Source organism: Pseudomonas sp. AC112 (assembly GCF_979253545.1).
In genome coordinates, this window is the sequence record NZ_CEEDCM010000001.1 from 3,854,880 (window position 1) to 3,874,923 (window position 20,044).

At 61.3% G+C, this 20,044-nt stretch carries 20 protein-coding genes; 18 read left to right on the forward strand and 2 right to left on the reverse strand.

The annotated features are described in order from the left end of the window. The first annotated feature begins 2 nt into the window (after positions 1-2). Both AC0IYN_RS17820 and AC0IYN_RS17825 read left to right on the forward strand, forming a co-directional pair. Complete coding sequence (locus tag AC0IYN_RS17820; protein ID WP_471842387.1) at positions 3-989, forward strand: XdhC family protein; 987 nt, start codon at positions 3-5, stop codon at positions 987-989. Next, the gene (locus AC0IYN_RS17825) at positions 986-1,576 is read left to right on the forward strand and encodes a nucleotidyltransferase family protein (protein ID WP_471842388.1); all 591 of its coding nucleotides are present in this window, start codon (positions 986-988) and stop codon (positions 1,574-1,576) included. The genes AC0IYN_RS17820 and AC0IYN_RS17825 overlap by 4 nt, the downstream gene beginning before the upstream one ends. Positions 1,577-1,740: 164 nt before the next feature. On the opposite strand, the gene rne is transcribed toward AC0IYN_RS17825, so the two are convergent. Beyond that, on the reverse strand, positions 1,741-4,917 hold the full coding sequence (gene rne / locus AC0IYN_RS17830) for a ribonuclease E (RefSeq protein ID WP_471842389.1): 3,177 nt from the start codon (positions 4,915-4,917) through the stop codon (positions 1,741-1,743). 759 nt (positions 4,918-5,676) lie between these two features. Here rne and rluC point away from each other — a divergent pair. From rluC to AC0IYN_RS17845, 3 genes are read left to right on the forward strand one after another with little or no spacing between them, the layout of a single operon-like run. Then, entirely contained in the window at positions 5,677-6,636 is a 960-nt protein-coding gene (rluC, locus tag AC0IYN_RS17835; RefSeq protein WP_028617584.1) for a 23S rRNA pseudouridine(955/2504/2580) synthase RluC, read from the forward strand. Beyond that, entirely contained in the window at positions 6,623-7,285 is a 663-nt protein-coding gene (locus AC0IYN_RS17840) for an HAD-IA family hydrolase (RefSeq protein ID WP_406598167.1), read from the forward strand. The genes rluC and AC0IYN_RS17840 overlap by 14 nt, the downstream gene beginning before the upstream one ends. Positions 7,286-7,306: 21 nt before the next feature. Next, a complete protein-coding gene (locus AC0IYN_RS17845) occupies positions 7,307-8,290 on the forward strand; it encodes a S49 family peptidase (RefSeq protein ID WP_457231590.1) in 984 nt (327 codons plus the stop codon). A gap of 133 nt (positions 8,291-8,423) precedes the next feature. Here the strand turns inward: AC0IYN_RS17845 and AC0IYN_RS17850 are convergent, their stop codons facing one another. Further along, the gene (locus AC0IYN_RS17850; protein WP_406598169.1) at positions 8,424-9,002 is read right to left on the reverse strand and encodes a Maf family protein; all 579 of its coding nucleotides are present in this window, start codon (positions 9,000-9,002) and stop codon (positions 8,424-8,426) included. A gap of 105 nt (positions 9,003-9,107) precedes the next feature. Here AC0IYN_RS17850 and AC0IYN_RS17855 point away from each other — a divergent pair, with 105 nt between their 5' ends. The 13 genes from AC0IYN_RS17855 to AC0IYN_RS17915 all read left to right on the forward strand — a co-directional run bounded on the left by AC0IYN_RS17855 (position 9,108) and on the right by AC0IYN_RS17915 (position 20,027). Further along, positions 9,108-9,638 (forward strand): YceD family protein, encoded by a 531-nt coding sequence (locus tag AC0IYN_RS17855; protein WP_010566563.1) that lies wholly within the window; start codon positions 9,108-9,110, stop codon positions 9,636-9,638. 13 nt (positions 9,639-9,651) lie between these two features. Next, positions 9,652-9,834, forward strand: a complete 183-nt coding sequence (gene rpmF, locus AC0IYN_RS17860; RefSeq protein WP_003179396.1) for a 50S ribosomal protein L32 — start codon at positions 9,652-9,654, stop codon at positions 9,832-9,834. 4 nt (positions 9,835-9,838) lie between these two features. Then, the gene (plsX, locus tag AC0IYN_RS17865) at positions 9,839-10,849 is read left to right on the forward strand and encodes a phosphate acyltransferase PlsX (protein ID WP_406598170.1); all 1,011 of its coding nucleotides are present in this window, start codon (positions 9,839-9,841) and stop codon (positions 10,847-10,849) included. A 126-nt stretch (positions 10,850-10,975) separates the two neighbouring features. Further along, positions 10,976-11,914, forward strand: coding sequence for an ACP S-malonyltransferase (gene fabD, locus AC0IYN_RS17870; RefSeq protein ID WP_406598171.1), 939 nt, complete (start codon positions 10,976-10,978; stop codon positions 11,912-11,914). A gap of 24 nt (positions 11,915-11,938) precedes the next feature. Continuing rightward, complete coding sequence (gene fabG / locus AC0IYN_RS17875; protein ID WP_005790544.1) at positions 11,939-12,682, forward strand: 3-oxoacyl-ACP reductase FabG; 744 nt, start codon at positions 11,939-11,941, stop codon at positions 12,680-12,682. Positions 12,683-12,873: 191 nt separating this feature from the next. Beyond that, the gene (gene acpP, locus AC0IYN_RS17880; protein ID WP_003175607.1) at positions 12,874-13,110 is read left to right on the forward strand and encodes an acyl carrier protein; all 237 of its coding nucleotides are present in this window, start codon (positions 12,874-12,876) and stop codon (positions 13,108-13,110) included. A gap of 128 nt (positions 13,111-13,238) precedes the next feature. Beyond that, positions 13,239-14,483 carry a beta-ketoacyl-ACP synthase II gene (gene fabF / locus AC0IYN_RS17885; RefSeq protein WP_068935423.1) on the forward strand — a complete coding sequence of 415 codons (1,245 nt, stop codon included), beginning with the start codon at positions 13,239-13,241 and terminating at the stop codon, positions 14,481-14,483. Continuing rightward, entirely contained in the window at positions 14,483-15,298 is an 816-nt protein-coding gene (pabC, locus tag AC0IYN_RS17890) for an aminodeoxychorismate lyase (protein WP_406598172.1), read from the forward strand. Before fabF ends, pabC begins: the two co-directional genes overlap by 1 nt. Before the next feature lies 1 nt (position 15,299). Continuing rightward, complete coding sequence (gene mltG / locus AC0IYN_RS17895; RefSeq protein WP_406598173.1) at positions 15,300-16,445, forward strand: endolytic transglycosylase MltG; 1,146 nt, start codon at positions 15,300-15,302, stop codon at positions 16,443-16,445. A 19-nt stretch (positions 16,446-16,464) separates the two neighbouring features. After that, entirely contained in the window at positions 16,465-17,097 is a 633-nt protein-coding gene (tmk, locus tag AC0IYN_RS17900; protein ID WP_078049849.1) for a dTMP kinase, read from the forward strand. Further along, complete coding sequence (locus tag AC0IYN_RS17905; protein WP_214497331.1) at positions 17,090-18,079, forward strand: DNA polymerase III subunit delta'; 990 nt, start codon at positions 17,090-17,092, stop codon at positions 18,077-18,079. The genes tmk and AC0IYN_RS17905 overlap by 8 nt, the downstream gene beginning before the upstream one ends. 63 nt (positions 18,080-18,142) lie before the next feature. Next, entirely contained in the window at positions 18,143-18,928 is a 786-nt protein-coding gene (locus tag AC0IYN_RS17910) for a TatD family hydrolase (protein ID WP_457240061.1), read from the forward strand. 445 nt (positions 18,929-19,373) lie between these two features. Beyond that, complete coding sequence (locus tag AC0IYN_RS17915; RefSeq protein ID WP_028617572.1) at positions 19,374-20,027, forward strand: TetR/AcrR family transcriptional regulator; 654 nt, start codon at positions 19,374-19,376, stop codon at positions 20,025-20,027. Positions 20,028-20,044: the final 17 nt, after the last annotated feature.

The window sequence follows — 20,044 nt, forward strand, 5'->3', positions numbered from 1 at the left end:
ATGTGGACAGTGTTGATTTGAATGTCCTGCGCAGCGTGCTCGAATGGTGTCGCGCCGGCCAGCAAGTGGTGTTGTACAGCGTTGTTCAGACGTGGGGCAGTGCCCCGCGTCCACCGGGCGCCATGCTGGCGCTGAGAGGTGATGGGGTGGTGATCGGCTCGGTGTCGGGCGGTTGCATCGAGGATGACTTGATTGCACGCCTGCAGGATGGTCGGTTGCCTGCAGACGGGCCGCCGGTCCAGTTGGTGACCTACGGCGTGACCCGCGATGAAGCCGCACGTTTTGGCCTGCCCTGTGGCGGCACCTTGCGCCTGACCGAAGAGCGTGTGCGCGATTGGGCGTGGGTGTCGGAGTTGCTGGCGCGGTGCGAAGACCATCAGATCGTCGCGCGTGAACTGGACCTGGCCAGTGGTGACGTCACCTTGACCAGCGCAAGCAAGACCGATGTGGTCACCTTCGACGGCGAACGCCTGCGCGCCATCTACGGCCCGCGCTGGCGCTTGCTGCTGATCGGCGCCGGGCAACTGTCACGCTATGTGGCAGAGATGGCGCGTTTGCTGGATTTCGAAGTATTGATCTGCGACCCGCGTGATGAGTTCGTCTACGGCTGGGAAGAGCAGCATGGCCGCTTTGTACCGGGCATGCCCGATGAAGCCGTGCTCAACATCCAGACCGATGAGCGCACGGCCATTGTGTGCCTCACCCATGACCCGCGCCTGGATGATATGGCGTTGCTGACAGCGCTGAATTCATCGGCGTTCTATATCGGCGCACTGGGTTCGCAGGTCAATAGCCAGAAGCGTCGGGAAAACCTCGCCGCGCTGGGGCTGTCCGCCGAGGCGATCGCACGCCTGCATGGGCCGATTGGCTTGCATATTGGCAGCCACACTCCGTCGGAGATCGCGTTGTCGCTGATGGCGGAAATTGTCGCGATCAAGAACGGCGTGGCGCCGATGCAGAAGAAACCATTGCCGGTGGTGGCTGAGTGACTGTCACTGCAATTGTGCTCGCGGCGGGGCAGGGCAGTCGCTTCCGCGCCGAAGCCGGGGCGGACCAGGACAAGTTGTTGGCTGATTGCGTTGGTCTGGACGGCGTAACACGGCCGGTGATCGAGCAGGTGCTGATGAATCTGCCGGCTGCTGTGGTTGAGCGCTGGGTGGTGACGTCGCCGGACAGCCTCGACGTCATTCGTTTGGCTGAGGTCTACGGTTGCAAGGTCTTGCTGCTGCGCTCAGCAGGCATGGGCGACAGTATTGCGGCGGCGGTTGCAGCCAGTGCGGCGGCGGAAGGCTGGCTGGTGGTGCTGGGAGATATGCCGTTTATCTGGTCGTCCAGCGTTGAGCAGGTGATCGATGGGCTGGAGGCGGGTGACATCAGTGTGCCGGTGCAGGATGGGCAGTATGGGCACCCTGTGGCGTTTAGCCGGGCATCTGGGCCAGGGCTGATGGCGTTGAAAGGTGATCGTGGTGCCAGGCCGTTGTTTGCGCAGGCGAAGGTATGTGAAGTGTCTGTTGATGATCCGGGCGTGCTCTGGGATGTCGACCTGCCACAGTCTTTACATTACTCCCCGCCCTAACTGTAGGAGCTGGCTTGCCGGCGATAGCGGTAGGCCAGCCAACACACCTGTGGCGGATAGACCGCAATCGCCGGCAAGCCGGCTCCTACAGTTGAATGTGTACCAGTAATCAATAAAAAGCCCCGCCTGATCACTCAGGCGGGGCTTTTTAATCGCTGCGCGAATCAGGCGAGAGGTTTGCTCTCGTGCTCTGCTTCCTGTGCTGCGGCAGCAGCGGCGGCGGCTTCGGCTTCCTTGCGACGACGACGCACTTCACGTGGGTCGTTCGGGGCACGGCCGTTTTCGGTCAGGGCGCTGGCCGGTGCTGCTTCAACCACGGGGGCGGCAACTTCGGCAACCACCGGCGCTTCAACCACTGGCGCAGGTTCAACGACCGGAGCAGGCTCAACCACTGGGGCTGGCTCGGCAACCACGACTTCGGCAACCGGTGCTGGCGCTTCTTCTACCGCTGGGGCAGGTTCTGGCGCTTCAACCGGAGCGGCTGGTTCTGCAGTCCATTGGAAGGCGGTCTGTTCTTCACGAACTTCGCGGACTTCACGTACTTCTGGCGCTGCTTCGACAACCGGTGCTTCAACCACCGCTTCAACCACTGGCTGAGGCTCAACCACTGGGGCGGGTTCAACCGCTGCCACTTCAACTTCTGGCTGGGCTTCTTGAACCGGGGCAACTTCCACTTCCGGAACAACCGGCGCTTCGATTGGGGTGGTGGCTTCGACAACAGGCGCTTCAACAACCGGCGATTCTACGACTGCAGTTTCAGCACCCGGCGCTTCAACAGCAGGTGCTTCAACGACTGGCGTCTCGGCGGCAGGTGTTTCCACGGTGACGGTTTCTTCAACAGCAGCGGTAGCGCGTTCAGCCTGCTCGTGTGCCTGGGCTTCAGCAGGTGCGCTGATGACCGAGCTGGCAACGGCAGCGGTAACAGCCAGGCCGGCAGCCAGTTCGGCGCCAGTCGGTTCGCCGGTAGCGGCTTCTGCGTTTTCGCCGGTCTCTTCCGAGCCTTCGATCACGTTGCCGTTGGCATCACGCTGACGCTCACGACGGTTGCTGCGACGACGCTGGCCACGGGAACGGCGGCGTGGACGATCGCCTTCGGCGCCTTCCTGACCGTCTTCCTGCAGTTGCTCTTCGCCGGTCAGCACTTCTTCTTCGCTGGCAGCAGCGTTCTCGGCACGCGGTTGACGCTCTTCACGCGGGGCGCGAGGTTGGCGTTCTTCACGTGGCGCACGCTCTTCACGCGGCTGGCGGGCCGGGCGTTCTTCAGCAACAACGGCAGCGCCGGCAACGGCGGGTGCAGCGTCCAGCGGCTCGCGCAGTTCACGTACACGCTCTTCGCGCTCGCCACGTGGCTTGCGGTCTTCACGTGGAGCGCGCGGCGTACGTGGGGCGCGCTCTTCACGCGGTGCACGTTCTACGGTCGGGGTTTCTTCACGGGCTTCGCGGGGCGCACGCTCTTCACGTGGGGCGCGTTCTTCACGCGGCGCACGTTCTTCGCGCGGCTTGCGCTCTTCGTCACGACGGCCATTGCGGTTACGGCTCTGCTGGCGACCGTTACGGCGCTCTTCGTTGCGCGCTGGGCGCTCTGAAGCTGGTTTTTCAACCACAACCGGTGCGGCAGGCTCTTCCTTGGTGGCGAACAGGCTCACCAACGACTTCACCAGGCCTTTGAACAGGCTTGGCTCAGGCAGGGCAGCCGGCGCGGCAACAGGGGCTGCAGCTTCGGTTGGAACCGGTGCGTTGGCGCGGGCCGGCGCAGTCTTCACGGCTGCTTCCTGGCGAACCAGGGTGCGGGTCGCGGCGGCTGGCTGGACTTCTTCCACTTCGGCGGCGGCAGCGGCGATTTCGTAGCTGGACTGGCCGCTGTGGGCTTCCGGGCTGTCATCACGCAGGCGCTGCACTTCGAAGTGCGGGGTTTCGAGGTGATCGTTCGGCAGGATGACGATACGGGCACGGGTGCGCAGTTCGATCTTGGTGATCGAGTTGCGTTTTTCGTTGAGCAGGAAAGCGGCAACCGGAATCGGCACTTGCGCGCGGACTTCGGCGGTGCGGTCTTTCAGGGCTTCTTCTTCGATCAGGCGCAGGATCGCCAGGGACAGCGATTCAACGTCACGGATGATGCCGGTGCCGTTGCAACGTGGGCAAACGATGCCGCTGCTCTCGCCCAGGGATGGACGCAGGCGCTGACGGGACATTTCCAGCAAGCCGAAGCGCGAGATACGGCCAACCTGCACGCGGGCACGGTCAGCTTCCAGGCATTCGCGGACTTTCTCTTCCACGGCGCGCTGGTTCTTGGCTGGGGTCATGTCGATGAAGTCGATCACGATCAGGCCGCCGATGTCACGCAGGCGCAACTGGCGGGCGATTTCTTCAGCCGCTTCCAGGTTGGTCTGCAGGGCGGTTTCTTCGATGTCGCTGCCTTTGGTCGCACGCGCCGAGTTGATGTCGATGGACACCAGGGCTTCGGTCGGGTCGATCACAATGGAGCCGCCGGAAGGCAGTTCGACCACGCGCTGGAAGGCGGTCTCGATCTGGCTTTCGATCTGGAAACGGTTGAACAGCGGAACGCTGTCTTCATACAGCTTGATCTTGCTGGCGTACTGCGGCATCACCTGGCGGATGAAGGTCAGGGCTTCGTCCTGGGCTTCAACGCTGTCGATCAGCACTTCGCCGATGTCCTGGCGCAGGTAATCGCGGATGGCGCGGATGATCACGTTGCTTTCCTGGTAGATCAGGAACGGCGCGGAACGATCCAGGGAGGCTTCTTTGATGGCGGTCCACAGTTGCAGCAGGTAGTCGAGGTCCCACTGCATTTCTTCGCTGCTGCGGCCCAGGCCGGCAGTGCGAACGATCAGGCCCATGTCGGCCGGTGCGATCAGGCCGTTCAGCGCTTCACGCAGTTCGTTGCGCTCTTCGCCTTCGATGCGACGGGAAATACCGCCGGCACGTGGGTTGTTTGGCATCAGGACCAGGTAACGGCCAGCCAGGCTGATGAAAGTGGTCAGGGCGGCGCCCTTGTTGCCACGTTCTTCTTTTTCGACCTGGACGATGACTTCCTGGCCTTCGCTCAGGACGTCCTTGATGTTCACGCGGCCTTCGGGGGCTTTCTTGAAGTATTCGCGGGAGATTTCTTTGAGGGGCAGGAAGCCGTGGCGCTCGGAGCCGAAATCGACAAAGGCAGCCTCAAGGCTTGGTTCGATGCGAGTAATACGGCCTTTATAGATGTTGGCCTTCTTTTGCTCGCGTGCACCGGATTCGATGTCCAGGTCGTAGAGGCGTTGGCCATCTACCAGTGCAACACGCAACTCTTCGGGTTGAGTTGCGTTAATCAGCATTCTTTTCATGTTGTACCGTCGGTTTCCGGGCTGCCGGAAACGGCGTTCGGCACACACGACTTCTCACGGTCGGTGTCAGGTGCGTCAAGAGTGGTTGGCCACTCCAGTGTCCAGCAATAACGAGCCAATTGGGCCGGTATCGCGACGGACGCGTCCTGCTTGTTAGCGGTGGTGACAAAGGCACCACTTCAACAAAAGCTAAGGTCAGGAGGAGGAATCAACCGGCGACTGTGGACGAGATGAAGCGTCTAAATATAAGCCTAGTGCTACACGGTCCGACGGTTGTGCATCTCCACCCTACACGTATCCCTGATAATTCGGGTGCTGCCGCGCGCAGAATCCGCAGCGGGTTGGCATTTACCGTGTTCTCCAATGGGGAGTCCACGCTCATGGCTAAACAAGACTAGGTGTGGGCGATTGCGCTCTCACTCAGCTCTTAACAGGCGTTGTTTCCGAAGCATTCGCCATGGTCTGGCTCAAGACTGACTGCACTTTGTGAACTGGCCGTAAATATCGGCGCAAAACGCGAGTATTCACTCTGCTTTCTGCACTCGCTTCAGGCCTCATGTCACCTGCGCTTGTTACAATCTCGAGCCTTCCAGGGTGGCGAAAGCCCCGTAGGACGGCCTCGCGTCCTGATGAATTGCGATGGTCAGGGCCGGCAGTTTGCCGCATGTCCTCTGTCCAGGCCGCTTTTGGCGGCGTTCGCGACTATAGCAGCAATGATTAAGTGCTTCAATTCCATAAAAAATTGTTATCATCGCCGCCATGACGACTACCGCCCCCCAGACCCCCAGCGTCCAGCTGCTCGAGGTCTCGCCGGAATATGCCGGCCAACGCATCGACAATTTTCTCCTGGCCAGGCTCAAAGGCGTGCCCAAGACCTTGATTTACCGCATCTTGCGTAAAGGTGAAGTGCGGGTGAACAAGGGTCGGATCAAGCCTGAGTACAAGTTGCAGGCGGGCGATATCGTTCGCGTGCCGCCGGTTCGCGTGCCGGAACGTGATGAGCCCGTGCCATTGGCCCAAGGCTTGTTGCAGCGCCTGGAAGCCTCGATTGTCTTCGAAGACAACAAGCTGATCGTGATCAACAAGCCTTGTGGCATTGCGGTCCACGGTGGCAGCGGCTTGAATTTTGGCGTGATCGAAGCCTTTCGTCAGTTGCGTCCGGATGCCAAGGAGCTGGAACTGGTCCATCGCCTGGACCGTGACACGTCTGGCCTGCTGATGATCGCCAAGAAGCGCAGCATGTTGCGCCACTTGCACACCGCCCTGCGTGGCGATGGCGTGGACAAGCGCTACATGGCGCTGGTGCGCGGCAACTGGGCCAGCTCGATCAAGAGCGTCCGTGCGCCGTTGCAGAAGAGCAACCTGCGTTCCGGCGAGCGCATGGTGGAAGTGGACGAGGAGGGCAAAGAGGCCCTGACCCTGTTCAAGGTGCTGCGCCGTTTCGGTGACTTCGCCACCCTGGTCGAGGCCAAGCCGGTGACCGGGCGTACCCACCAGATCCGCGTGCACACCTTGCACGCTGGTCATTGCATCGCTGGCGATACCAAATACGGTGACGAGGATTTCTCCAAGGAGATCCGCGACCTGGGCGGCAAGCGTCTGTTCCTGCACGCTTACATGCTCACCGTGCCGCTGCCCGATGGTGGCGAGTTGAAGCTGCAGGCGCCGGTCGATGAAATGTGGGCCAAGACCGTGGAGCGCTTGAGTGTCGCACCTTGATTACAAACTGCTGATTTTCGATTGGGACGGCACCCTGGCCAACTCCATTGGCCGCATTGTCGAATCGATGCACGCAGCGTCGACCCGCTCGGGGTTTGCGCTGTGCACGGATCATGCGGTCAAGGGCATCATCGGCCTGGGCCTGCCTGAGGCGATTCGTACCTTGTACCCCGAGATCAGTGACGCCGAGCTGGTCACCTTCCGTGATCACTATGCGGATCACTACATCGCCCTGGAGGCCACGCCTTCGCCGTTGTTCGACGGTGTGGTGCAGTCTCTGGAGGTGTTCCGCGCCGAGGGTTATCACCTGGCGGTCGCCACCGGCAAGGCGCGTCGCGGGCTGGACCGTGTGCTCAAGGCTCACGGTTGGGAAGATTATTTCGATATCACCCGTGCCGCCGATGAAACTGCCAGCAAGCCTCACCCTCTGATGCTGGAGCAGATCCTGGCCCATTGCGGTGTGTCGCCACGCCAGGCCTTGATGGTGGGCGATGCCTCCTTCGACCTGATGATGGCGCGCAATGCGGGCATGGACAGCGTGGCGGTCAGCTATGGCGCCCAGGCGGCCGAAGCCTTGCAGCAATATGAGCCCAGGCTGACGATTGATCATTTTTCCGAATTGCAGGCCTGGCTCAGCCGGGCTCAATAAGTCTTTGCTGGGGTTGATGGCATGAGTGACGAGTGGAAAGCGCCCGAAAAGGCTGAAAGCAGTGATGACAAGAGCTGGAAGCTGCTGGAGAAAACCCTCCTGGCCAGTGTCCAGGAGCAGCGTCGTGCGCGGCGCTGGGGGATTTTCTTCAAGCTGCTGACCTTTACCTGGCTTATCGCCATGCTGGCACTGTTCAGCCCGTTGATGGACATGGAAAAAAGCGCGACCCGTGGCGCCAACTACACTGCGCTGATCGAAGTGCGCGGGGTAATTGCCGACAAGGAATCCGCCAGTGCCGACAATATCGTCAGCAGCCTGCGTGCCGCGTTCGAGGACCCCAAGGTCAAGGGCGTGATCCTGCGCATCAACAGTCCGGGCGGCAGCCCTGTGCAGTCGGGTTATGTGTATGACGAGATTCGCCGTCTGCGTGGCCTGCACCCGGAGATCAAGTTGTACGCCGTCATCTCCGACTTGGGGGCTTCCGGCGCCTATTACATCGCCAGTGCCGCTGACCAGATCTACGCCGACAAGGCCAGCCTGGTGGGCTCCATTGGTGTGACGGCGGCCGGTTATGGGTTTGTCGGCACCATGGAGAAGCTGGGGGTGGAGCGTCGTACCTACACCTCGGGTGAGCACAAGGCTTTTCTCGACCCGTTCCAGCCGCAAAAGGCGGATGAAACCCAGTTCTGGCAGGGCGTGCTCGACACCACCCATCGCCAGTTCATTGCCAGCGTGAAACAAGGGCGTGGCGATCGCTTGAAGGATAAAGACCACCCGGAGCTGTTCTCCGGGCTGGTGTGGTCGGGCGAGCAGGCGTTGCCGCTGGGCTTGATCGACGGCCTGGGCAGTGCCAGTTCGGTCGCACGGGATGTGATTGGCGAGAAGGAGCTGGTGGATTTCACGGTGGAAGAATCGCCGTTTGATCGTTTCTCCAAGCGGCTCGGTGCCAGCGTGGCCGAGAAGCTGGCCTTCTATATGGGCTTCCAAGGCCCGTCCCTGCGCTGACATCCTGAAGCTGACATAGCTCAAAATGTGGGAGCGGGCTTGCTCGCGAAGACGGTGGGTCAGGCACAGATGTACTGACTGATGCGCCGCCTTCGCGAGCAAGCCCGCTCCCACATTTGGTTATGCGGTGTTCTTAGGGGATTTGCACGCCTTCAGCCAGCAGCATGTCCACCAGTCGTATCAGCGGCAAGCCAACCAAGCTGGTCGCGTCCGGCCCTTCGGTGCTCTGGAACAGGCTCACACCCAATCCTTCTGCCTTGAAGCTACCCGCGCAGTCATACGGCTGCTCAATCCGCAGATAGCGCTCGATGCGTTCAGCGTCCAGTTCGCGCATGTGCACGGTAAAGGGTACGCAGTCGACCTGGCAGTGCCCCGTCTCGCTGTTCAGCAGTGCCAGCCCGGTGAGGAAGCTGACGCGCTTGCCACTGGCGGCCAACAGTTGTTCGCGAGCGTTTTCGAAGGTGTGCGGTTTGCCGATGATCCGGCCGTCGAGCGCCGCGACCTGGTCGGAGCCTATAATCAAATGCCCTGGATGGCTGGCGGCAAGGGCGCGGGCTTTCTGCTCGGCCAGGCGCTTGACCAGTTCAATGGCGGATTCATTTTCGCGGTGGCTCTCGTCGATATCCGGCGAGCTGCAGATGAACGGCAGGTGCAGGCGGCTCAGCAATTCCCGGCGATAAACCGAGCTGGATGCAAGTAATAAAGGCAGCATGGTCGTCTCCTCAGGGCCGCGGGGGATTCTAGCGGGGCGACCGGCTGACGCACAGGGCTGAATTTCCTTTGACATGGCTGGGTGCATCCCTATAATGCTGCGCCTATGTTGAATGACCCGATTCCACCTCACGTTGACCCGCGCAAATTGGCTGATCGTGGCACCTCCCTTCAAGGTGAGTTGCTGCTGGCCGATTTGGAGAGACTCTGCGACCCGCTTTCCGACACTGTCGGTACGGTGCAGGCCAAATTCGTTTTTGAACGAGATGAACGTAAATCTGTGGTAATCCACAGCTTTATCGACACCGAAGTCAAAATGGTTTGCCAGCGTTGTCTTGAGCTGGTCACCCTGCCGATCCACAGCGAGTGCAGTTATGCTGTGGTGAAGGAGGGTGCGAATACCCAGTCGTTGCCGAAAGGTTATGACGTGCTGGAACTGGGCGAAGATCCTTTGGATCTGCATGCACTGATCGAGGAGGAGCTTTTGCTCGCCTTGCCCATTGTGCCTGCTCATCATCCGGAAGAATGCCAGCAGCCGGCGGGCCTCGATGACGAGCCCGAACCGAGCGAGGACGAGGTAACGCGGTCCAACCCGTTCAGTGTATTGGCGCAGTTAAAGCGTGACCCAAACGTTTAGGAGTTAATCAATTATGGCTGTTCAGCAGAACAAAAAATCCCGCTCCGCCCGTGACATGCGCCGTTCGCACGACGCTCTCGAGGCTAGCACCCTGTCCGTAGAAAAGACCACCGGTGAAGTTCACCTGCGTCACCACGTATCGCCAGAAGGCGTATACCGTGGCCGTAAAGTGATCGACAAGGGCGCTGACGAGTAATCACTTGTCTGCTCTAGTCATCGCGATAGACGCAATGGGCGGGGACTTCGGTCCCCGCAGCATTGTTCAGGCCTGCATTGCCAGCCTGTCTGCAACACCCTCGCTGCACCTGACCCTCGTCGGTCAACCCTCCTTACTTGAAGAACTGATTGCCAGCCACCCGGCGGTGGATCGCGCGCGCCTGACGATTACGCCAGCCAGCGAAACCATCACCATGGATGAAAAGCCAGCGGCAGCCCTGCGTGGCAAGCCTGATTCTTCGATGCGGGTGGCCCTGGAGTTGCTGCGTGATGGCAAGGTGCAAGCCTGTGTCAGTGCCGGCAATACCGGGGCCCTGATGGCGTTGTCGCGGTTTGTGCTCAAGACGCTGCCGGGCATTGACCGGCCCGCGATGGTAGCAGCGATTCCGACGCAGAAAGGCTATTGCCAGTTGCTGGACCTGGGCGCAAACGTCGATTGCAGCGCCGAGCATCTGCTCCAGTTCGCCGTGATGGGCTCGGTGGCTGCCGAGGCGCTTGGCGTGGCTCGCCCGCGCGTTGCCTTGCTGAATATCGGCACCGAAGACATCAAGGGGAATCAGCAGGTCAAGCTCGCCGCCACGTTGCTGCAAGGTGCGCGCGGACTGAACTACGTCGGCTTTGTCGAGGGTGACGGGTTGTATCGCGGTGAGGCAGACGTGGTGGTGTGCGACGGGTTTGTCGGCAATATCCTGCTCAAATCCAGCGAAGGCCTGGCGACCATGATCGCCACGCGTATCGAAGCACTGTTCAAGCAGAGCCTGGCCTCGCGCTTGGTTGGCGCCCTGGCGCTGCCGTTGATGCGCCGCCTGCAGGCTGACCTGGCCCCGGCGCGGCATAATGGCGCGAGTTTCCTGGGGTTGCAGGGCATTGTGGTGAAAAGCCATGGCTCGGCTGGCGTGGAAGGCTTTCAAAGCGCGATTGCGCGGGCCCTGATCGAGATCCAGGAAAACCTGCCGCAACGCTTGCATGGCCGTCTAGAGGACCTGTTGCCTTAGGCGAATCGGCCCGGGAGTGCTTAAATGTGACCGGCCAGTTCAATTGACCATCCAATCTGTCAGTTTCGTGCGCTCCCACCGTAGGAGTGCGCATTTTTGACGACCAGATCATTAGGGGCTTGTTACATGTCTACATCCCTCGCATTCGTCTTTCCAGGGCAGGGTTCGCAGTCCCTCGGCATGTTGGCCGAGCTGGGCGCGCACTATCCGTTGATCCTGGACACCTTCAAGGAAGCTTCCGACGCCCTGGGTTACGACCTGTGGGCACTGACCCAGCAGGGGCCGGAAGAGCAACTCAATCAAACCGATAAAACCCAGCCGGCCATCCTGACCGCTTCGATCGCCTTGTGGCGCTTGTGGCTGGCGGAAGGCGGCGCGCGCCCGGCATTCGTGGCCGGTCACAGCCTGGGCGAATACAGCGCCCTGGTGGCGGCGGGCAGCCTGACCCTCGGTGAAGCGGTCAAGCTGGTCGAGCGTCGTGGCCAACTGATGCAAGAAGCCGTTCCGGCCGGGCAGGGCGGCATGGCCGCGATCCTGGGCCTGGACGATGCCGTCGTGATCGAAGCCTGCGCCGAAGCGGCCCAGGGCGAAGTGGTCAGCGCGGTAAACTTCAACTCCCCTGGCCAGGTGGTGATTGCGGGTGCCAAGGCTGCCGTTGAGCGCGCCATCGAAGGCTGCAAGGCCCGTGGCGCCAAGCGCGCCTTGCCGTTGCCGGTGAGCGTGCCATCGCACTGCGAGCTGATGCGTCCGGCTGCCGAGCGTTTTGCCGAGTCCATCGCCGCCATCAACTGGCAGGCGCCGCAGATCCCGCTGGTGCAGAACGTCAGCGCAGCCGTGGCCGCCGACCTCGACACCCTCAAGCGCGACCTGCTGGAGCAGCTCTACAAGCCCGTACGCTGGGTTGAGTCGGTCCAGACCCTGGCGGCCAATGGCGCCACCGAGCTGGTCGAGTGCGGCCCGGGCAAAGTACTGGCCGGCCTCAACAAACGTTGCGCCGACGGTGTGTCGACCGCCAACCTCAATACCCCGGATGCCTTCGCTGCCGCGCGCGCGGCACTGGCCTGATTTCCGCACTTAGGAGAAGCCTGCATGAGTCTGCAAGGTAAAGTTGCACTGGTTACTGGCGCTAGCCGTGGCATTGGCCAGGCGATCGCCCTGGAACTGGGCCGTCAGGGCGCTGTTGTGATCGGCACTGCCACTTCCGCTTCGGGCGCTGAGCGTATCGCCGCGACCCTGAAGGAAAACGGCGTGCAAGGCACCGGCCTTGAGCTGAACGTGACCAGCGATGAGTCCGTGGCTGCCGTACTGGCTGAGATCACCGCGCAGTTCGGCGCGCCGGCGATTCTGGTGAATAACGCCGGTATCACCCGCGATAACCTGATGATGCGCATGAAAGACGACGAGTGGTACGACGTGGTCGACACCAACTTGAACAGTCTGTTTCGCCTGTCCAAGGGCGTTTTGCGTGGCATGACCAAGGCGCGTTGGGGCCGAATTATCAATATTGGCTCCGTAGTGGGTGCCATGGGCAACGCAGGCCAAGTAAACTACGCCTCCGCCAAGGCCGGTCTGGAAGGTTTCAGCCGTGCATTGGCACGTGAAGTCGGCTCGCGGTCGATTACGGTCAACTCGGTGGCCCCAGGGTTCATCGACACCGATATGACCCGCGAACTGCCGGAAGCACAGCGTGAAGCGTTGCTGACGCAGATTCCGCTGGGCCGTCTGGGCCAGGCTCAAGAGATCGCGAATGTGGTCACTTTCCTGGCATCCGACGGTGCGGCATACGTGACTGGGGCTACAATCCCGGTGAACGGCGGGATGTACATGAGTTAAATTGTGACGGATCGCTTCAAAAAAATGTCATACGAGCTGTCTAAAATCCGTTATAAAGCTGCAACTTAATTTATAGGCAGGTGGCCGACCGGGTACAGGGTGAAGCTTTCAGTTGAAAAGCTGAAAAGGCTTTCTATACACTTACCCACTGGCCAGCTGCCTGAATTTGTCCATTAGGAGTTAAACAAGGTATGAGCACCATCGAAGAGCGCGTCAAGAAAATCGTCGCCGAGCAACTGGGCGTTAAAGAAGAAGAAGTGGTCAACACTGCTTCCTTCGTAGAAGACCTGGGTGCCGATTCCCTTGACACCGTTGAGCTGGTGATGGCTCTGGAAGAGGAATTCGAGACCGAAATCCCGGACGAAGAAGCTGAAAAAATCACTACTGTTCAAGCTGCTATCGACTACGTTACTAGCCACCAGGCGTAATAGTTTGTAGTCGTCGCTTGCTGTCAGGGAAAAACCGCACTGCTGTAACGGCGTGCGGTTTTTTCTTTAGCCCTGATGAAAAGTACGCGCTGAAGCAAAAGTGTCGTCATTAGAAAAAGGAGAGTGCTGTGTCGCGTAGACGCGTCGTAGTCACCGGTATGGGTATGTTGTCGCCACTGGGCACGGATGTGCCAAGCAGTTGGCAGGGCATTCTGGCTGGCCACAGTGGTATTGGTCTGATTGAACACACGGACCTTTCTGCCTATTCCACCCGTTTTGGCGGCTCGGTAAAGGGTTTCAATGTCGAGGAATATCTCTCGGTAAAAGAATCCCGCAAACTCGACCTGTTCATTCAATACGGCCTGGCAGCCGGTTTTCAGGCAGTGCGTAACGCCGGCCTGGAAGTCACCGACGCCAACCGTGATCGCATCGGCGTGGCCATGGGTTCGGGTATTGGCGGTTTGACCAATATTGAAGAAACCAGCCGCACCTTGCACGATTCCGGCCCTCGTCGAATTTCACCGTTCTTCGTACCGGGCTCGATCATCAATATGATTTCCGGTTTCCTGTCCATCCACTTGGGCGCACAGGGGCCTAACTACGCCATCGCCACGGCGTGCACCACCGGCACGCACTGCATCGGCATGGCCGCGCGTAACATTGCCTATGACGAAGCCGACGTGATGATCGCGGGCGGCGCCGAAATGGCCGCCTGTGGCCTGGGCATGGGCGGCTTCGGCGCGTCCCGTGCGCTGTCGACGCGCAATGACGAACCCACCCGTGCCAGCCGTCCGTGGGACAAGGGCCGTGACGGCTTCGTGCTGTCCGACGGTGCCGGTGCCCTGGTGCTGGAAGAGTTGGAGCACGCCAAGGCGCGCGGCGCCACCATCTACGCCGAGCTGATCGGCTTTGGCATGAGTGGCGACGCCTACCACATGACCTCGCCACCGTCCGACGGTGCCGGCGCTGCGCGTTGCATTACCAACGCCCTGCGCGATGCCAAGGTCAATGCGGACCAGGTGCAGTACATCAACGCCCATGGCACGTCGACCCCGACAGGCGACTTGGCGGAAGCCGAAGCCATCAAGTCGGTGTTCGGCGAGCATGCCTACAAGCTGGCGGTCAGCTCTACCAAGTCCATGACCGGCCACTTGTTGGGTGCGGCGGGCGCGGTCGAAGCGATCTTCAGCGTCATGGCCATCAAGGACCAGGTCGCTCCGCCGACCATCAACCTGGATGAGCCGGACGAAGGCTGCGACCTGAACTTCGTGCCTCACGAAGCGCAACCCATGCCGATCGACGTGGTGATCTCCAACTCGTTCGGTTTTGGCGGCACCAACGGTTCCCTGGTGTTCCGCCGGTTCGCCGAGTGATGCACAGCTGGGTCAACGGTCAGCCAGCGGACAGCGTGCCCCTGAAAGATCGCGGCCTGGCGTATGGCGATGGGCTGTTCGAGACCATCGCGGTCAAGGCCGGGCAGCCCTTGCTGCTCGACCGTCACCTGCACCGGCTCGATGAGGGGTGCAGGCGCCTCGCCTTGGTTGCGGATCATGCATTGATCCGCAGCGAAGTGCTGGCCTATGCCGCCGCCCTGGGTGACGGTGTTCTCAAATTGATCCTGACCCGTGGCGACAGCCTGCGCGGTTACGGCATCAACCCTGGCGCACCCGTGCGCCGCATCTTGCAGGGCAATCCGCCCGCGACCTATCCCCACGCCCATGGAATTGACGGCATCCGCCTGTTTCCATGTGTCACGCGCTTGGCCGAGCAGCCATTGCTGGCCGGTCTCAAGCACCTCAATCGCCTGGAGCAGGTGATCGCCCGCGCCGAATGGCAGGATACCGAGCATGCCGAAGGCTTGATGCTGGACATGTCCGGTCGTGTCATCGAAGGGGTATTCAGCAATGTTTTCCTGGTGCGCAACGGCTTGTTACTAACCGCTGATCTGACCCGTTGTGGGGTTGCCGGGGTCATGCGCGCCGAGATTCTGGCCCAGGCACAGACCCTGGGCATCCCGGTGGCCGTGGCCGACATCGATCTTGAGCAACTGCAGCAAGCCGATGAAGTCTTTGTGTGCAACAGCGTTTATGGCATTTGGCCGGTGCGCGGGTACGCTGCGATGAGCTGGTCGGTTGGGCCGCTCACCCGTAAACTGCAGGGCATTGTTCGCGCGCTATTGGAAATTTGAGTTGATACGAAAACTGGTTGTACTGCTGCTGATTGGTCTGTTCTCGGCGGCTTTGCTGTTGGGCTATTCGGCCTGGAAGTTCGACGCTGCCTTGACGCAGCCCTTGAACTTGACCCAGGAGCAATTGCTCGACGTACCGGCCGGGGCGACCCCCACCGGTACCTTCAATCGCCTGGAAGCCGACGGTGTGCTGGAAGGCGCCTTCTGGTTGCGCCTGTACTGGCGCTTCAACCTCGACGGCCAGCCACTGCACAGCGGCGAGTACCGCATGACGCCCGGCATGACGGCGCAGGGTTTGATCGGCCTGTGGCAGCGTGGCGAAGTGGTGCAGTACAGCCTGACCCTGGTCGAAGGCTGGAACTTCCGCCAGGTGCGCTCGGCCCTGGCCAAGCATGAAAAGATCGTGCAGACCCTCTCGGGGCTCAGTGACAGCGAAGTCATGGACAAGCTCGGCCACCCCGGCGTGTTTCCCGAAGGACGGTTCTTCCCGGATACCTACCGCTTCGTGCGTGGCATGACCGACGTCGAATTCCTGAAAAAAGCCTACAACCGCCTGGATGATGTACTCGCCCAGGAGTGGAGCAAGCGCGCTGCCGATGCGCCGTACACCGACCCTTATCAAGCGTTGATCATGGCCTCCCTGGTGGAGAAAGAGACCGGCGTACCCGAAGAACGTGGGCAGATCGCCGGGGTATTCGTGCGGCGCCTTAAGGTCGGCATGCTATTGCAGACTGACCCGACGGTGATCTACGGCCTGGGTGAGCGCTACAACGGCAAGTTGACCCGCGCCCACCTCAAGGAAGCCAACCCCTACAATACCTACATGGTCGCCGGCCTGCCGCCGACGCCGATCGCCATGGTCGGTCGCGAGGCGATCCACGCCGCGCTGAACCCGGTGCCGGGCAGCAGCCTGTATTTTGTCGCACGAGGCGACGGCAGCCATATTTTCTCTGATGACCTGGATGCGCATAATGCCGCCGTGCGTGAGTTCCAGCTCAAGCGCCGTGCCGATTACCGGTCCAGCCCGGCACCGGTGGTGAAGCCTGCGCAAGACGCGGCGCCTTCGTCGGACGCGACCGAGCAGGCGCCGGTGGAAAAACCGGCCGAACCGACGCCGGGCACTGCCGCGCCGCAAAGCCCGCAATAATTCTGACTAAGGACTGCCTGTGACTGGCTTGTTTATTACCCTGGAAGGCCCCGAAGGCGCCGGCAAAAGTACCAACCGCGATTACCTGGCCGAGCGTTTGCGCAGCGAAGGCATCGAGGTGGTGCTGACCCGCGAGCCCGGCGGCACGCCGCTGGCCGAGCGTATCCGCGAGGTGCTGCTGGCCCCAGGTGAAGAGCAGATGAACCCGGATACCGAGCTGCTGCTGGTGTTCGCCGCGCGTGCCCAGCACCTGGCCGAAGTGATTCGCCCAGCCCTGGCACGCGGTGCGGTGGTGATCTGCGACCGGTTCACCGACTCTACCTATGCCTACCAGGGCGGCGGCCGGGGGCTGTCCCTGGAGCGCATCGCCACCCTGGAAACCTTCGTCCAGGGCGACCTGCGCCCCGACCTGACCCTGGTGTTCGACCTGCCGGTGGAAGTGGGCCTGGCACGCGCCAGTGCCCGTGGTCGCCTGGACCGTTTCGAGCTGGAGGGCCAGGCCTTCTTTGACGCCGTACGTACTGCGTTCCTCACGCGCGCCGCCGCCGAGCCTGCGCGTTATCACCTGCTGGATGCCGCCCAGCCGTTGGTCAAGGTGCAGCAAGCCATCGATGCCCTGCTGCCAACATTGCTGGAGCGCGCCCGTGGCTGAAGCCTACCCGTGGCAGGACAACCTGTGGCAGCAACTGGCCGGCCGTGCCCAGCACGCTCATGCCTACCTGTTGCATGGGCCGGTGGGTATCGGCAAGCGTGACTTGGCCGAGCGACTCATGGCCAGCCTGCTGTGCCAGCGCCCGGTCAACCTGGAAGCCTGCGGCGAGTGCAAGTCGTGCCTGTTGCTCAAGGCCGGCAGTCACCCGGACAACTACCTGCTGGAGCCCGAGGAAGCCGACAAGGCGATCAAGGTCGACCAGGTGCGTGACCTCGTCAGCTTCGTGGTGCAGACCGCGCAGATGGGCGGGCGCAAGGTGGTGCTGATCGAGCCGGTGGAGGCGATGAACATCAACGCCGCCAACGCCTTGCTCAAGAGCCTGGAGGAGCCGTCCGGCGATACCGTGTTGTTGCTGGTGAGCCACCAATCCAGCCGTCTGTTGCCGACCATCCGCAGCCGCTGTGTGCAGCAGGCATGCCCGCTGCCGAGCGAGGCCATGAGCCTTGAGTGGCTGGCGCAGGCATTGCCGGCATGCACCGAGGACGAGCGCGTCGAGCTGCTGACCCTGGCGGCTGGCTCGCCGTTGGCGGCGGTGAAGCTGCAGGCCCAGGGCGTGCGTGAGCAACGCGCGCTGGTGGTGGATGGCGTAAAGAAACTGATCAAGCAGGAAGTGTCCGCCACTCAGCTGGCGGAAAGCGCCTGGAAAGATATTCCCCTGCTGTTGCTGTTCGACTGGTTCTGCGACTGGTCGAGCTTGATCCTGCGCTACCAGCTGACCCAGGACGAAAACGGCCTGGGCCTGCCGGACATGCGCAAGGTGGTGCAATACCTGGCGCAGAAAAGCGCTCAGGACAAGGTGCTGACGATCCAGGACTGGATCCTCGCCCAGCGCCAGAAGGTACTCGGCAAAGCCAACCTCAACCGCGTGCTGCTGCTTGAAGCGCTGCTGGTGCAGTGGGTCGGGTTGCTCGGCCGCCGTTAATTCCCGTGGCCGGCGGGTGTATCGTCGGCCAGACACTTTTCGTGACTGAAGTTGTAGATACCTATGCTCGTAGACTCCCATTGCCACCTTGATCGCCTCGACCTGGCCCAGCACGGCGGTTCCCTGGACGCCGCGCTGGAAGCCGCACGCCAGCGCGGGGTAGGGCACTTCCTGTGCATTGGCGTCAGCGCCGAAAACGCCGCCGACGTCAAAGCCCTGGCCGAGCGCTATGCCGATGTGGATTGTTCGGTGGGTATCCACCCGCTGGACCTCAAGCCCGGAGAAGCCCCGGCCCTTGACTGGTTGCTGGGTGAACTCAATCACCCACGCGTGGTGGCCATCGGCGAAACCGGCTTGGATTACCACTACGAGCCTGAAGCCGCCGAGTTGCAGCAGGCCTCGTTCCGCCTGCACCTGCAAGCCGCCCGGCAGACCGGCAAACCGGTGATCGTCCACACCCGTGGCGCCCGCGCTGACACCCTGGCCCTGCTGCGCGAAGCCGCGCTGCCGCAGGCCGGTGTGTTGCACTGCTTTACCGAGGACTGGGACATGGCCAAGGCCGCCCTCGACCTTGGGTTCTACATTTCCCTGTCGGGTATCGTCACCTTCCGCAACGCTGATGCCCTGCGTGATGTCGCTCGCCAAGTGCCGGCCGACCGCCTGCTGGTGGAAACAGACTCGCCGTACCTGGCGCCGATTCCTCATCGCGGCAAGCCCAACCTGCCCGAGTACGTGCGTGATGTGGCGGATTACCTGGCGATGCTGCGGGGTGAGTCCTATGAGCGCTTTGCCGAGCAGACCACCGCGAACTTCAAGCGCCTGTTCCCGCTGGCTCACGTCGCTGGCTGACGCGGCCAAATCGCAGGCAAAAAAAACCCGGGTTCTGGGGGGTGAATCCGGGCTAAGACCATTAGGAGTAAAACAAGGGCACACGGTCCGTTGGTACCCAGGTCGGCGCTTCACTTGGGGGAGATGTCACGCCGACAGTTCAAGTATTGATCAGTATCTGATTCAGTCCAGTCGCGACTGGTCGTTTTTTAAACAGATTTGGAATACGCGCGCTTCGCTTGAGTTCTCATCAGCCAGGTGCACGGGTGCAGTTGTTGCGTATTATTTCTGACTGATATCCATGAAAACGTTGGCGTGTTGAAAGTAAAGTGCGTTGCGGGTTCACATAGACATTGCCCAACGACCGTTCAGTCGGGATAATCCCTCGCATCGGGTAAATCGTATCGCCACGTATCCGTGGCACTGCGCAACCCTCCCTATTCCGACCTTTGCAGACCTCTTCCTCATGCACAAAGAACCCCGTAAGGTCCGTGAGTTTCGCCGCCGTGAGCAGGAAATTCTCGACACCGCACTCAAGCTGTTCCTCGAACAGGGTGAAGACAGCGTCACCGTCGAGATGATCGCGGATGCCGTGGGTATCGGCAAAGGCACGATCTACAAGCACTTCAAGTCCAAGGCGGAGATCTACCTGCGCCTGATGCTCGACTACGAGCGCGACTTGAACGAGTTGCTGCATTCGGCCGACGTCGACAAGGACAAGGAAGCCCTGTCCCGCGCCTACTTCGAGTTCCGTATGCGCGACCCGCAGCGCTACCGCCTGTTCGACCGCCTGGAAGAGAAGGTGGTCAAGGGCCATCAGGTGCCGGAGATGGTCGAGGAACTGCACAAGATCCGTGCTTCCAACTTCGAACGCCTGACCCTGCTGATCAAGGGCCGCATCAGTGAAGGCAAGCTGGAAGACGTGCCGCCGTATTTCCACTACTGCGCCGCCTGGGCCTTGGTGCACGGCGCCGTGGCGCTCTATCACTCGCCGTTCTGGAGCAATGTGCTGGAAGACCAGGAAGGTTTCTTCCAGTTCCTGATGGACATCGGCGTGCGCATGGGCAACAAACGCAAGCACAGTACCGAGCATCCACCGCTGGAATCGCCTTCCACGTAATGATTTGCTGCCGCGCG